Origin of the sequence: Microbacterium sp. CH1 (assembly GCF_001595495.1) — a bacterium.
GTDB lineage: Bacteria > Actinomycetota > Actinomycetes > Actinomycetales > Microbacteriaceae > Microbacterium.
Genome location: NZ_LOSO01000024.1, coordinates 48,172 through 60,671 on the forward strand (window position 1 = coordinate 48,172; position 12,500 = coordinate 60,671).

Annotated in this window: 13 protein-coding genes; 9 read left to right on the plus strand and 4 right to left on the minus strand. The window is 72.0% G+C overall.

Translation table 11 applies throughout. From position 1 onward, the window contains the following. The first annotated feature begins 16 nt into the window (after positions 1 to 16). The 4 genes from AUV07_RS15545 (at position 17) to AUV07_RS15560 (ending at position 3,300) form a co-directional block, all read left to right on the plus strand. Complete coding sequence (locus AUV07_RS15545) at positions 17 to 406, plus strand: GntR family transcriptional regulator (RefSeq protein WP_060923259.1); 390 nt, start codon at positions 17 to 19, stop codon at positions 404 to 406. Next, positions 403 to 1,320 carry an ABC transporter ATP-binding protein gene (locus AUV07_RS15550; RefSeq protein WP_062637529.1) on the plus strand — a complete coding sequence of 306 codons (918 nt, stop codon included), beginning with the start codon at positions 403 to 405 and terminating at the stop codon, positions 1,318 to 1,320. The genes AUV07_RS15545 and AUV07_RS15550 overlap by 4 nt, the downstream gene beginning before the upstream one ends. Continuing rightward, on the plus strand, positions 1,320 to 2,006 hold the full coding sequence (locus AUV07_RS15555; RefSeq protein WP_062637530.1) for a hypothetical protein: 687 nt from the start codon (positions 1,320 to 1,322) through the stop codon (positions 2,004 to 2,006). Before AUV07_RS15550 ends, AUV07_RS15555 begins: the two co-directional genes overlap by 1 nt. A gap of 175 nt (positions 2,007 to 2,181) precedes the next feature. Beyond that, on the plus strand, positions 2,182 to 3,300 hold the full coding sequence (locus tag AUV07_RS15560) for an FUSC family protein (RefSeq protein ID WP_157524116.1): 1,119 nt from the start codon (positions 2,182 to 2,184) through the stop codon (positions 3,298 to 3,300). A gap of 1 nt (position 3,301) precedes the next feature. Here AUV07_RS15560 and AUV07_RS15565 read toward each other — a convergent pair whose 3' ends face one another. Then, positions 3,302 to 3,892 carry a winged helix-turn-helix domain-containing protein gene (locus AUV07_RS15565; RefSeq protein WP_062637533.1) on the minus strand — a complete coding sequence of 197 codons (591 nt, stop codon included), beginning with the start codon at positions 3,890 to 3,892 and terminating at the stop codon, positions 3,302 to 3,304. Between the two features lie 70 nt (positions 3,893 to 3,962). Between AUV07_RS15565 and AUV07_RS15570 the strand changes: the two genes are divergently transcribed. Further along, a complete protein-coding gene (locus tag AUV07_RS15570) occupies positions 3,963 to 5,261 on the plus strand; it encodes an MFS transporter (RefSeq protein WP_062637535.1) in 1,299 nt (432 codons plus the stop codon). A 64-nt stretch (positions 5,262 to 5,325) separates the two neighbouring features. Here AUV07_RS15570 and AUV07_RS15575 read toward each other — a convergent pair whose 3' ends face one another. The 3 genes from AUV07_RS15575 to AUV07_RS15585 all read right to left on the minus strand — a co-directional run bounded on the left by AUV07_RS15575 (position 5,326) and on the right by AUV07_RS15585 (position 7,075). Further along, positions 5,326 to 6,060, minus strand: coding sequence for a hypothetical protein (locus AUV07_RS15575; protein WP_062637536.1), 735 nt, complete (start codon positions 6,058 to 6,060; stop codon positions 5,326 to 5,328). Further along, on the minus strand, positions 6,036 to 6,710 hold the full coding sequence (locus tag AUV07_RS15580) for a helix-turn-helix domain-containing protein (protein ID WP_062637538.1): 675 nt from the start codon (positions 6,708 to 6,710) through the stop codon (positions 6,036 to 6,038). The genes AUV07_RS15575 and AUV07_RS15580 overlap by 25 nt, the downstream gene beginning before the upstream one ends. Positions 6,711 to 6,856: 146 nt before the next feature. Continuing rightward, entirely contained in the window at positions 6,857 to 7,075 is a 219-nt protein-coding gene (locus AUV07_RS15585) for an SCO4848 family membrane protein (protein ID WP_062637541.1), read from the minus strand. A 119-nt stretch (positions 7,076 to 7,194) separates the two neighbouring features. On the opposite strand from AUV07_RS15585, the gene AUV07_RS15590 reads away from it, so the two are divergent. The 4 genes from AUV07_RS15590 to AUV07_RS15605 are packed head-to-tail and all read left to right on the plus strand — an operon-like array spanning position 7,195 to position 12,385. Next, positions 7,195 to 7,818, plus strand: a complete 624-nt coding sequence (locus tag AUV07_RS15590; protein WP_231729557.1) for an RNA polymerase sigma factor — start codon at positions 7,195 to 7,197, stop codon at positions 7,816 to 7,818. Continuing rightward, a complete protein-coding gene (locus AUV07_RS15595; RefSeq protein WP_062637543.1) occupies positions 7,815 to 8,270 on the plus strand; it encodes a hypothetical protein in 456 nt (151 codons plus the stop codon). The genes AUV07_RS15590 and AUV07_RS15595 overlap by 4 nt, the downstream gene beginning before the upstream one ends. 50 nt (positions 8,271 to 8,320) lie before the next feature. Further along, positions 8,321 to 9,892 (plus strand): S8 family peptidase, encoded by a 1,572-nt coding sequence (locus AUV07_RS15600; protein ID WP_062637545.1) that lies wholly within the window; start codon positions 8,321 to 8,323, stop codon positions 9,890 to 9,892. Positions 9,893 to 9,940: 48 nt separating this feature from the next. Further along, positions 9,941 to 12,385 (plus strand): CHAT domain-containing protein, encoded by a 2,445-nt coding sequence (locus tag AUV07_RS15605; protein ID WP_062637547.1) that lies wholly within the window; start codon positions 9,941 to 9,943, stop codon positions 12,383 to 12,385. Positions 12,386 to 12,500 lie beyond the last annotated feature (115 nt).

The following is a 12,500-nucleotide window of genomic DNA, read 5'->3' on the forward strand; positions in this document are numbered from 1 at the left end:
AAACCACGGAGGACTCGTGATCGAAGAAGGCAAGCCGCTCTTCCTCCAGATCGCCGAGCAGATCGAGGACTCCATCCTCGACGGCTCGCTGGCCGAGGAGGCGCAGGCCCCTTCGACGAACGAACTCGCCGCGTTCTACCGCATCAACCCCGCCACCGCCGCGAAGGGAGTCGCCATGCTCACCGACAAGGGAGTGCTCCACAAGCGCCGAGGCATCGGCATGTTCGTCTCGGAAGGCGCCAGGGACCTGCTCCTCGGCGAGCGCCGCGCGGCCTTCGCCGACCGTTACATCGACCCGCTCCTCGCGGAGGCCCGCACGCTGGGCCTCGGCGCGGAAGACCTCGCGGACCTGCTCCGGCAGCGCGCCGCATCCGCCCCCACCCCAGAAGGGAAGAACCCCGCATGACCGCCGTCATCGAGGTGCAGAACCTCACCAAGCGCTACAAGGAGAAGCGGGCGCTCGACAACGTGTCGCTCGCTCTCGAGGGAGGCTCGATCTACGGGCTCCTCGGCCGCAACGGCGCCGGGAAGACGACACTCATGTCGATCCTCACGGCCCAGAACTTCGAATCCTCCGGCACCGTGAAGGTGTTCGGCGAGCACCCGTACGAGAACGCCCATGTGCTCGGCCGGATCTGCTTCGTGCGGGAGAGCCAGAAGTATCCGGACGATGCGACCCCGCGGCACGCGTTCGCCGCCGCCCGCCTGTTCTTCCCGCACTGGGACCAGGGCCTCGCGGACGAGCTCATCGCGGAGTTCCAGCTGCCGATGAAGCAGACCATCAAGAAGCTCTCCCGCGGGCAGCTCTCCGCGGTCGGCGTCATCATCGGGTTGGCCTCCCGCGCCGAGATCACGTTCTTCGACGAGCCCTATCTGGGACTCGACGCGGTCGCCCGGCAGATCTTCTACGACCGTCTCGTGGAGGACTACGCGGAGCACCCGCGCACGATCATCCTCTCCTCGCACCTGATCGACGAGGTCGCGAACCTCATCGAGAAGGTCATCGTGATCGACAACGGCCAGATCCTCCTCAACGAGGACACGGATGCCGTCCGCGACCGCGCCGTGACCGTCGTCGGGGATGCCGCGAAGGTCGACGCCTGGGTCGGTGATCGCGAGGTGCTGCACCGGGACGAGCTCGGTCGCGTCGCCTCCGTCACCGTGCTCGGCGCCCTCACCGCCGACGATCGCGCGGAGGTGCGGGCCGCCGGCCTCGACCTCGCCCCCGTCTCGCTGCAGCAGCTCATCGTCCGCCTCACACAGAAGGCCGAGACCCGCACCGGCACCAGAGCCGACGCCACCACGGAAGGAGTCCGCTGATGCGACGCACACTCAACGTCATCCGCCTGCAGCTCATCAACCGGCAGACCTTCGTCTGGGTGCCGCTGATCATCCTCGCCTCGGCCGTGGTGATCTCGGTCCTCATCTACGCGATGATCCCCGGCGATGCCCCCAAGTACGGCGGAGGCGGCCAGGCACCGCTGTGGTACTTCTTCGCGATCGGGCTGTCGGCCATGACGCTGACCTTCCCGTTCTCGCAGGCCATGAGCGTCACCCGGCGCGAGTTCTTCATCGGAACGCTGATGACCGCGATCCTCGGCAGCGCGCTGCTCGGCATCCTCTTCCTCCTGGGCGGCGCGATCGAGCTGGCCACGAACGGGTACGGCGTGAACGGCTGGGTGTTCCACCTGCCGTGGCTGTGGGAGGCCGGCCCGCTCGGCGCCTTCGTCGTCTACTTCACGCTCGCGCTGTTCTTCTTCGTGGTCGGGTTCACCGGCGCGACGATCTACAAGAGCTGGGGCCCGATGGTGCTCACCATCGTCGGCGTCGCCCTGGCGCTCCTCCTCGTGGGGGTCGTGTTCCTCGTGACACGGCTCGAGCTGTGGGGCGACGTGTGGCTCGGCATCCTCGACCTCGGCGCCGTGGGCCTCGCCCTCTGGGGGCTCGTGGTCGTGGCCGTCCTCAGCGTCGTCTCCTTCCTCGCGTTCCGTCGGGCCACGCCCTGACGCGACGACCGGAATCCGCGGATGCCGCGGCCGCGCACCCCGCGCGGTCGCGGCATCCGCGTTCGGCCGCCCTCTACCCGGCGACCCGAGCCGGGACAACCCGGTGGCCGCACGCCGCCTGCGGGCCCTATCCTCGCCGGACAGGACCACCCGACCGCCACGAGGAGAGGATGCCGTGACGCCCGACCTCTCGCGCCTGCGCGTCCGCGAACGCCGCTCGTACCTCGCCCGCACCCTCCGTGAGGCCGTCCGCCCCGCGCGCCTGCTCCTCGTGGCCAAGACAGCACTCGCCGTCGGGCTCGCGTGGACGATCGCGCCGCACATGCCGGGGGTCACCGACGAGTACCCGTACTACGCACCCCTGGGCGCGCTCGTGAGCATGTACCCCACGCTCATGGGATCCATGCGGTCCAGCCTGCAGACCCTGTTCGGTCTGGCCACCGGCATCGGTCTGGCCGCGCTGATCGTGCTCACGGTCGGGCCGACGTGGTGGACGATCCCCCTCGTGGTCGGCCTCGGCGTTCTCGTCTCCGGCACCGGCTGGTTCGGCGTCGGCAAGGAGTACGTCCCGATGGCGGCGCTGTTCGTGCTCATCATCGGCGGTCAGAACGCGGACGACTACTCCCTCGGCTACCTGGCCCAGATGGGGGTCGGGATTGTCATCGGTCTGGCGGTGAACCTCCTCTTCGCCCCCGCCCCGCTCATCGGATCGGCCGAGGCGCGGGTGGAGGAGTTCCGACGACAGCTCGCCGGGCACCTCCACGACATCGGCTCCGCGGTCTCGGAGTCCTGGCCGCCGGAGACCGCACAGTGGGCCGACGATGCCGCGGCGCTCGCCGAGACCACCGCCGACCTCCGTGCCGCCCTGGCCGAGGCCGACGAGAGCGTCCGCTACAACCCGCGCGCGCGACGCCGGCATGCGGGCACCGCCCACATCCACGAGCAGCTCTCCACCCTCGACCGGATCGCGCACCTCATCCGGGACATCGCCGACGCGACGGCCGACACGATCTGGGAGCGTCCGGCGGCCATGCCCCTGGATCCTGCGCTGCCCGAGCCGTTGTCGGCGGCCTGCCACGCCGTCGCCGACGTCATCGCGGAGGACGACCCCGCCTCGAGCGCGGCGCATCGCCGCCGCGCGGAGGCGGCGCGGGCGATCCGGCTCCTGCTGGAGAAGGTCGACGACCGCACGTTCGACGTGCGCAGCTCGATGGGACCGGGCGTGCTGACGGCGATGCACCTCCGCCGCATCCTCATCCTGAGCGGCGAGCGCCTCGACGACGAAGACGAGTGAGTCAGATGGTGTCGTCGGCGACGACGATGTCCAGCTGCCAGTGACGGCCCGCGGGGTCGGTGTCGTCATGCGCGTCGTCGGCGGCGGAGAGCACGTCATTGATCTTGTGCATCACGTCGTCGAACTCGGCCTCGGTCAGTCGGATGGTGCGCCGCACGAACGACGCATGCACCTCGGTGGTGCGACCCGACACGTACTCCGGCGTCCAGGCCACCACCCGGCGCAGCAGGTCGACGTGGTCCTCTGCGAGCGCGGCCACCACCGCATCGCCGAGGGCCTCGTCCGCGACCGGGTTCTCCGGACCGCCGACGGTGAGGGCACCCTTGCGTCCCGTCCACACACGGTCGCGGCGGTCTCTGGCCTGCTCCGGAGCCTCCTCGATGAGCCCCGCCTCGGCGAGCACCCGCAGGTGGAAGCTGGCGCTGTTGGCCGGCACGTCGAGCGCGCCGGCGATGTCCGCGGCGCGCAGGAAACCGCGGCGCGCGATGAGGCGGAGGATCTGGCGGCGCAGCGGGTGCGAGTAGGCCTTGAGCATGGCCGACGTCATGAAGGCGGCGTCCTCCCGAGAGGTCTTCTCCGCGTCGTCAGCCATTCCCCGATCCTAGTCACGCAAATGCGCACGAACAGTTGCGCAATTATTCTTGCGGAACTATCGTCGAGCCATGAGCACGACGACCACGCCCCACCGCCTGTGGCAGAACACGCGCTACCTCACCTGGCTCGTCAGCGACACGAGCAAGGGGCTCGCCGCGGCGCTCTTCGGGTTCGCGGTCCCGCTCCTCGCGCTCGTCATCACGAACGACCCCGCACAGGCCGGCATCATCGCGGGGGCGGGCATGGTGGCGCGGGTGCTGCTCACCCTCGTGGGCGGGATCATCGCGGACCGGCACCGGCGCATCGTGCTCATGCTCGTCGGCTCGATTCTGGGGATCGTGCTGGCCGGGGCCTTCACCCTGCTCGCCCTCGGCGGCGCCCTCACCTTCGCGACCCTCCTCGTGATCGACGTGCTGCTGGCCGCGCGGAGCGGCCTCTTCGACGTCGCCGGCGAGAGCGCGCTGAAGGAGATCGTCCCGGACGACGCGATGGGGCGCGCGCAGGCCGCGAACCAGGGGCGCGATGCGGCCCTTCAGCTCGCCGGCGGCCCGCTGGGCGGGCTGCTGCTCGGCGTAGGCGGCTGGCTCGTCGGCGCGGTCATGACCCTGTGCCACCTCGTCGCCGCCGTGACCGCCGGGCTCCTCGGGCGACAGGTCCGGCGCGCGGGCATCGCCGACGTCGGCGCTCTGGACGAGGACGACGGCGGCACGCCCCCCGCGCGCCCGAACGCCTGGCGGGAGTTCCGCGAGGGCTTCGGCTGGCTGCTGTCCCGCCCCGACCTCGGCGGCGTCATGCTCATCATGACCATCGTGAACCTCGGCTTCAACGCCGCGATCACCACGGCCGTCTATGCGCTGCAGCAGGCGGGCCATTCCGAACTCCTCATCGGAGCCGTCAGCGCGGCCATCGGCGCCGTGATGCTCGTCGGCGCGATCGTCGCCCCGCTCCTCGTGCCCCGGATCCCGGCGGGCGTACTCACGATCGGCGGGCTCGCAGTGGTCGCCCTCGGCGCCGTCGTGCTGTCGTTCGCGTCGGCACCGTGGACCGTCGCCGCCGTCCTCGGTGCCACGGTGCTCCTCGTCCCCGCCCTGAACGCCGGGATGATGGGCTATTTCATGGTGGCCACGCCGTCACGTCTGCTGGGGCGCGCGAACAGCGCCATGGGGGTCCTCGCGATGGGGGCGATGCCGCTCGCCCCGCTCATCGCCGGCTTCGGCCTGGCCGGGCTCGGACGACAGGGCACCATCCTCATCTGCGCGGCCCTGTGCGTGGTGGCTGCCGCCCTCGCGATCGGGAACCGCGCCCTCCGCAGCCTCCCGGTCGAGTCCCGCTGGGCCGCGCACGCCGCCCGGTACGAGGCGGACTGAGGTGGAGAAGCGGCGCACCGATGCCCGTGCGCGTGGTCGTACCCGCGAAAGGAAGCCTGAGTGGTCACGTCGGGCACGCCATGCTGATCGCAGCCCACACTCGCTGCCCGATTGTTCGATCGTAGGAGTCGAGTACTCGCCAGGCGGGGTGCCGGTCGTCGGCGAGGTAGGGGATGGCGCGGCGCAGGTGCCGGCGGTCCTTTCGCGTGAGGGTGCTCAGTGCGAGGACCCGCGGGTTGCCTACAGTGGCAGCCAGGACCGCGGGATCCTCGAGGTGTCGCCCAGGGTTGCGTGAGTCGACCGCGTATGCGGCAGCTTTGGCGATGATCGCGCCGAGCTCGTCCGGCACCTCGATGGTCGAGGAGCGAGCGAGGGAGGTGAGCGTGTAGGTGTCACGGCGTTGCAGCGCCTGTGCGGCGCCGGGCGAGCGCAACAGCGGGCGTCGCTGCCAGCGCGTGCGCATGCGCACATCGCGCGCCACCATCACGTCGACGACGTCATGCTCGCCTCGGCTGAAGCGATGGAGGGGATTCCCCGGCGAGGGGTCCGCGGCGGCGAAGCCGAGCCCGGTCAGGGAACCGGCGATGTCGGAGACGGAGGCGGCGCCGACGTCCAGCAGCAGATCGACGTCGCGTGTCGGGCGGGTAGCCTCTACACCGGCGCGAAGCGCATGCACGTGCACCATGAGCCCGCCGACGAGTGCCCAGCTGCCGGGCGGAGTCGCCGCCCCGACCTCGAAAACCAGCGGCCACGGCGGGATATCCCCCGGGACCTCTACGGCGTGTGCGTGGCCAGCCATTGGTTCCTCATGCGCTCCAGCGCCTCAAGGCCGACCGCGTGTACCCGCGAGATGTCGCTGCGCGCCGCATCAACAGCGACGAGCGCGGTCGGAGTGGTGTCCCAGGGAAAGATGTCGTCCTCGAACCGATAGAGCACGACCCGCGCGTTCTCGTCGTCGCGCACGAGCATCGCGTGATCGATGAGTTCTTCGTAAGGCAGCCCCTTCGGATACCCGTGGAGCTGCCGGGCCGGGCCGACAAGGGCGTCGTTCGCATGGGTGACGATGCGCTCGAGCGCGTTCGCTCCTGTGAAATGCAGATGCTCAGCTGCGAGTTCGGGGTTTCGGGTCGCGAATCTCTCGACCCGCGTCGAACGCGCGAGCACCGCAGTGAGCTGCTCGACACCGCGGTGCTGCACAATCGCCCGCTGCCTCGCCGGCAGCGCGGTGCCTGCGGACAGTGCGCCGACAACCGCGCGCGCCGTCGCCGCCTTCAAAGGGCGACCGTCGCCATACTGCAGCCGCTCGCGCTCGCTGACGGCGGCCTCCGACACCAGCCAGCTCCGGTGTACTTTCTGCCCGGCGAGCTGTCTGCTCGTGAGCATGTCGACCACACGCCGCGTGGACACGCCGAGCCGTCTCGCCGCCTCCTCGGTCGTCACGAACTGCATGTAAAACCCTTCGCTCGACGGAATAGTTATACACCGTCTTGACGATGATCGGTAGGAGCCGAGTACCGAAGTCGATGATCCACGGCTGCGGACGCGTCATCGTGGTGAGGCATCGTGGCCGTCACCCATCCGACGGAGAAATCGCGCTAGGGCGTGACCGCGAGCACGGTGATCCCCGCCGCCGCGGAGGCCACGGCCAGCACCAGCGCGATCGCGATGAGGATGACGTGCACGCGGAGGAACGGGGTGGCCTTGCCGTTCTCGTCCCTGGCACGCGGGTCCTTCGCGACGCGGGTGTAGAACCGCGGCCAGACCAGCACGTTGAAACCGGCGTTGAGGAACAGCACGACGACGAGAGCGATCACCCCTCCACGCTAGCGAGGGCGGCGTCGCACCACGGATCCGGCCGTCGGAATTCTTGGACGGCGACATGTATCACCGAGCCCTTGCCGTGCTCCTGGTAGGTGTGATCACAATGGGCTTCATGATCGACGGTGCCCCCGGCGCCGCCTTCGATCCGGCATCCGACGACGGGCGTGCACGCTGGGAACGCGCCGCGGACCTGTTCGATGCGTGGCGCGATGGCGACGGCCGCTCGATGGACGACCTGGTGCGGCTGATGACGCCCGTGCTCTGGCACGTCGTGCGCGCCTACGGCCTCGAACGCACCCTCGCAGAAGACGTCGTGCAGACGACCTGGCTCCAGCTCGTGCGCGGCCACGGCGCGATCGCCGACTCGCGTGCCGTCTCCGCCTGGCTGACGACGACCGCCCGCCGCGAGGCCTGGAAGGTCGGCAAGGCCGTCGGTCGCGTCGACACCGCCGAATCCGATGACCTGGACGCCCTCCTTCCGGAGCAGGCGTCCGCCGAGGAGCACGCCGCGCTCGACGACGAGAACCGGCGGCTCTGGGCCGCCGTCCGCCGCCTCGCCGAGCGCTGTCAGCGCCTGCTCCGGGTGATCGCCTTCGAGGACCGCCCGGACTACGCGCGCCTCGCCCGCGACCTCTCCATGCCGGTCGGCAGCATCGGCCCGACCCGCAGCCGCTGCCTCGCGAAGCTCCGCGACCTCCTCGACGCCCCGGCCACCCGGACGGAGGGACGATCATGAGCGATGAGGACGACGCCCGGCTGTTCGCCCGCCTGCGCAGCCTCTGGAGAGAGGTCGATCCCGTCCCGGCCGGCCTCATCGACCGGATGGTCGCCGCGGTCGCCGCGGACGGGCTCAACCGCGAGTACGCGCTGCTCACGCTCGTGGAGGGCCAGCGCGGCGCTGTCCGCGGCGAGACCGACGCCCTCACCCTGCAGTTCAGCGACGGCAGCACGAGCATCCTCCTCCACGTCACGACGACCGCGTCCGGGCGACGGCGGATCGACGGCTGGGTGGACACCGCCGCCGCGGAGATCCTGTTGCTGCAGGGCGAGCGCGAGCGCCGCACGACCCCGGCGGAGACCGGCCGATTCGTGTTCGACGAGGTGCCGTCCGGGCTCAGCCGCGTGCGCCTGACCGCGACGGTCGGCGACGAGACCCGCACCCTGGAGACCCCGCAGTTCGAGTTGTGACCCCGCGTCGACGGCGCCGTCGCCGGCGATGCCCACGGAGAGGATGACCGATGGAGCAGCCCCAGGGATGGACCTGGCAGGACCGCGCGGAGGGATCGATCCGCCGCGGCACCGCCCTCGACCCCAGCACGGAACCGGTGGACGGGATCCGGGCGTTCCCCACCGCGTACCTGCCGGAGCGCCTGCTCATCACGCGCGCTCTCGGCGAGGAGGAGGCGTACGACCGCGAGCTGCGCGCCCTGAGGGATGCCGCGGACTCCTTCGGCTGGCGGCTGGAGCTGGAGTCGCCGGAGCGCGAGATCGGGAACGGCGAGCTCGTGCCGGGTGTCGCGGGGTTCCTGCGGGCGCGCCTGACCACGCCGGATGAGCCGACCAGGGGCGAGTCCCCCGTGGCGCCCGACGCCTGGCGGGTGCTGCAGCGCGCGCGCCGGCTGTCGCGCTCGACGATGCCGCGGACCAGCCTCGAGCACGTGCTGTCGATCGACCCGGTCGGGCTCAACCCGTTCACCCGGACGAACCCGTTCACCCGGACGAACCCGTTCACGCGGACGAATCCCGTCCGCGGTGCCGCTCCCGGCGGAGGCGGCAGCGACGACTACCTGGAGCCCGGACGCGGGGCGCGGCAGCCGGTCACCTGGCTCGGCCCCGCTCCGGCTCGAGCCGCCGCTCCGAAGCGCGGACGACGACCGGTCGTGGCGATCCTCGACACCGGCTGCGGGGAGCACGCCTGGCTGCCGTCCGACATCGTCACCCGGCACGTCGAACTCGACGGCGTCCCCGTGGGCTTCACGGACGACGCCGACCCCGAACGCTACCCCGACCTGTACGGGCAGCTCGACGGCGAGATCGACGCGGTGGCCGGGCACGGCACCTTCATCGCAGGCCTCGTGCGTCAGGCGGCACCGGACGCCGACATCCTCTCCATCCGCGTCGCCGGCGCGCTCGGGGTGGTCGACGAGAGCACGCTCCTGGAAACCGTGGCGCAGGTCGTGGAACTGCTGCGGCGGCACCGCGAGGACCCGACGACGGGCTTCCCCATCGACGTGCTCAACCTCTCCCTCAGCTACTACCACGAGACCCCGACCGACGGGCTCTTCAGCAAGACCCTGTATGAGCTGCTCGCGAAGGCCAGAGAGCTCGGCTGCGTGGTCGTCTGCTCGGCCGGCAACGACGCGATCGATCGGCCGTCGTTCCCCGCCTCGCTGTGGCCGTGGCCCGGCGCCGACAACGGGCTGCCGTCCGACGACGGCGCTCCGCACGTGTCGGTCGGCGCCCTGAACCCGTCGGCGCACTCCGTCGCCCTGTTCTCGAACGTCGGCCCCTGGGTGCAGGTGTACGCCCCGGGCGCCGCCGTGGTCAGCACCTCGCCCGCCTTCGTCGGCGGCGCGCAGGCCGCGACCCGTGCGGACATCGACGGGCTGCCGCGCGAGACGCTCGACCCGGACGACTACCGCGGCGGCTTCGCGGTGTGGAGCGGCACTTCCTTCGCGGCTCCGTACATCGCCGGTCGGGTCGCGGCCCAGCTCGGCGCCGTCCCGGCCGCGGGGGTGAAGCCCGCCGTCGCCGGGAAGGCCGTCGCCGCCGTGCTGAAGTCCCTGCCGACGCCGCACGAGCGGCTCTGACCCCTCGCACCCTTCCGCACGACCGCTCCGGCACGGCATCCTGGACGGATGCCCCTGTCCGCGAGCGCGCTGCACCGACGCGGCGTCGAGGCGGCCAACGCCCGGCAGTTCACCCGCGCCAGGCGGGAACTGGAGAAGGCCGCCGCCCGCACCGACGACGCCGACCTCCGCGCCCGCATCGACGGGACGGCCGCCTACGTGCTCGCGCAGACCGGCGAGCCCGCGGCCGCGGAGGCGCTGTGCCGGGAGGCGCTGGCGCGGGACGGCCTGCAGGCCGAGACGGTCGCCCTCCTCGGCGGGCAGCTCGGCGCCCTCCTCATGCACGGGGGCCGGATGGAGGAGGCCGAGGCGAGCCTGACCACCGCGATCGACACCCTGGCCGCGACCGGGACCGAGACCCCCGCCCTCGCCAACTGCCTGATGAACCGAGCGGTGGTGCGGATGCAGCGCCATCAGCTGGACACCTGCATGGCCGACCTCCGCCGTGCGATCGGGATCTACGAGGCGCACGACGAACGGGACTCCCTCGCCGAGGCCACGCACAACCTCGGCTATGCCGCACTCCTCGGCGGCGACCTCGTGTCGGCGCTGCGCCTGATGGCCGAATCCCGGCCGATGTTCGCCGCGACCAGCGCCCTCGCCACCGCCATCAGCGACCTCGACCGCGCCGAGGTGCTCCGCGACGCCGGGCTGACGACCGAGGCGGAGGCGCTGCTCGCCCGCGTGGCCGTGCAGTTCGGTGCCCAGCGGATGCGCCAGGCCCGTGGGGAGGCGGAGTTCCACCTCGCCCGCTCGCTCGTCCGCCACGATCCGCGAGCCGCGGCGCGGGCGGCGAGGACGGCCGCCCGCCGCTTCACCGCCCTCGGCAGCAGCGGCTGGGCGGCCCGCGCCGCGGCGGTGGAGCTGGAAGCCCGACAGCGGATCCGGCCCGATCGCCCGCTCGACGCCGCCGCGTGGGAGCAGGTGGCGCAGGAGCTCGACCGGAGCGGCTTCCGCACCGAGGCCACGGCCCTGCGGTTGAGCGCCCGCCGCGACGGCACCGGCCGCCTCCCCCGCATCCCCGCTTCGGCCCCGACGCCGCTCCGACTCCGCGCGCAGGAGGTCCGCGCCGCCCGCGCCGCCGGACGCGGTCGCGACGGGGACGCGCTGCGCGCCGCCGCCACCGGGCTCGACCTGCTGTCGGCATGGCAGCGCTCGTTCGGGGCCCTCGACCTGCAGGCCTCCGTCGCCATGCATGCCAGCGACCTCGTGTTCACGGGACTCGCCGCAGCCGTCCGCCGTCGCGACCCGGCGACGCTCTTCGAGTGGTCCGAGCGCGCCCGGCACCTCAGTCAGCAGGTCGCCCCGGTCCGCCCCCCGCACGACGACTCCCTCGCCGCCGACCTCGCCGAGCTCCGGATGCTGCGTGCCGACCTCGCGGGGGCGGACTGGACGACCGACCCCACCGTCCGCGCGCTCCGCGACCGGGTGCGCGAGCGGCAGTGGTCGGCCACCGGCTCCGGGGCGACGCGGGAGCGTCGGACGCTGGCCGAGGCCTCCGCGCTCCTGCCGGCCGACACGGCAGTCCTGGCCTACGTCTACACCGGCACCGGACTGCACGGGGTCGCGGTGCAGGCGGACGGCGCGACCCTCGTCGACCTGTCCTGGTCGCGAGTGCGGGCCGCTCTCGACGGCCTGCGCGCCGACCTCGACATGGCCGCTCTCACCCGGGACGGCGCGATGGGGCCGGTGACCGCGCGCGCTCTGACGGCGCGTCTCGCTGTCCTCGACGACGAGCTGCTCGGGCCGATGCGCCGGGCCGCCGCGGGCGCCACGCGGTTCGTGATCACCGTTCCCGGAATCCTCGGCGGGGTGCCGTGGGCCATGCTCCCCGGCATGCACGGCGTGCCGTTCACCCTCGCGACCTCGGTCTCGCGCTGGCTTGACGGGGAGGCCTCGGCTCCCGCAGCCCCGAGCGTCGGGTTCGCGGCGGGACCGCGCGTGCCGAGGGCGGCGGAAGAGGTCCAGCGCGCGGCGGATTCGTGGGCGGGACGGGGAACGACCCGGCTGCTGCAGGACACCACCGCGACCGTGAGCGCCGTCACCGCGCTGGCGGCCTCCGTCGACGTGCTCCACATCGCCGCGCACGGGCGTCACGCGGTCGACAATCCGCTGTTCTCCGGGTTCGAACTCGCCGACGGCGTGCTCTTCGGCTACGACGTCGACCTCATCGCCCGGGTGCCGCGGACCGTGATCCTCTCGGCGTGCGAGCTGGGTCGATCCTCCGTGCGCTGGGGCGAGGAGGCCCTGGGCATGACGCGCGTGTGGTTGCATGCCGGCGCGGAGGCGGTGATCGCGGCTCCCGTCACGGTGCCGGACGACGACGCGTGCGAGCTCCTGACCGCGGTCCACGAGGGCCTCGCCGGCGGCGCGTCCCCCGCCGACGCCCTGGCGAGCGCCGCGCTCACGACGGGGGTTTCCGCCCCGTTCCAGTGTCACGGCAACGGATTCTGACTTTTTTCCCGGATCGAGGTATCAGAATCGCACCCGCCTTCTCCTGTTCTTCGGAAGGTGTCGAGCGAAAGGCCTCGAAGGGAGAGGCACGAGGGAGGCGCCGTCGGTTCTGGGG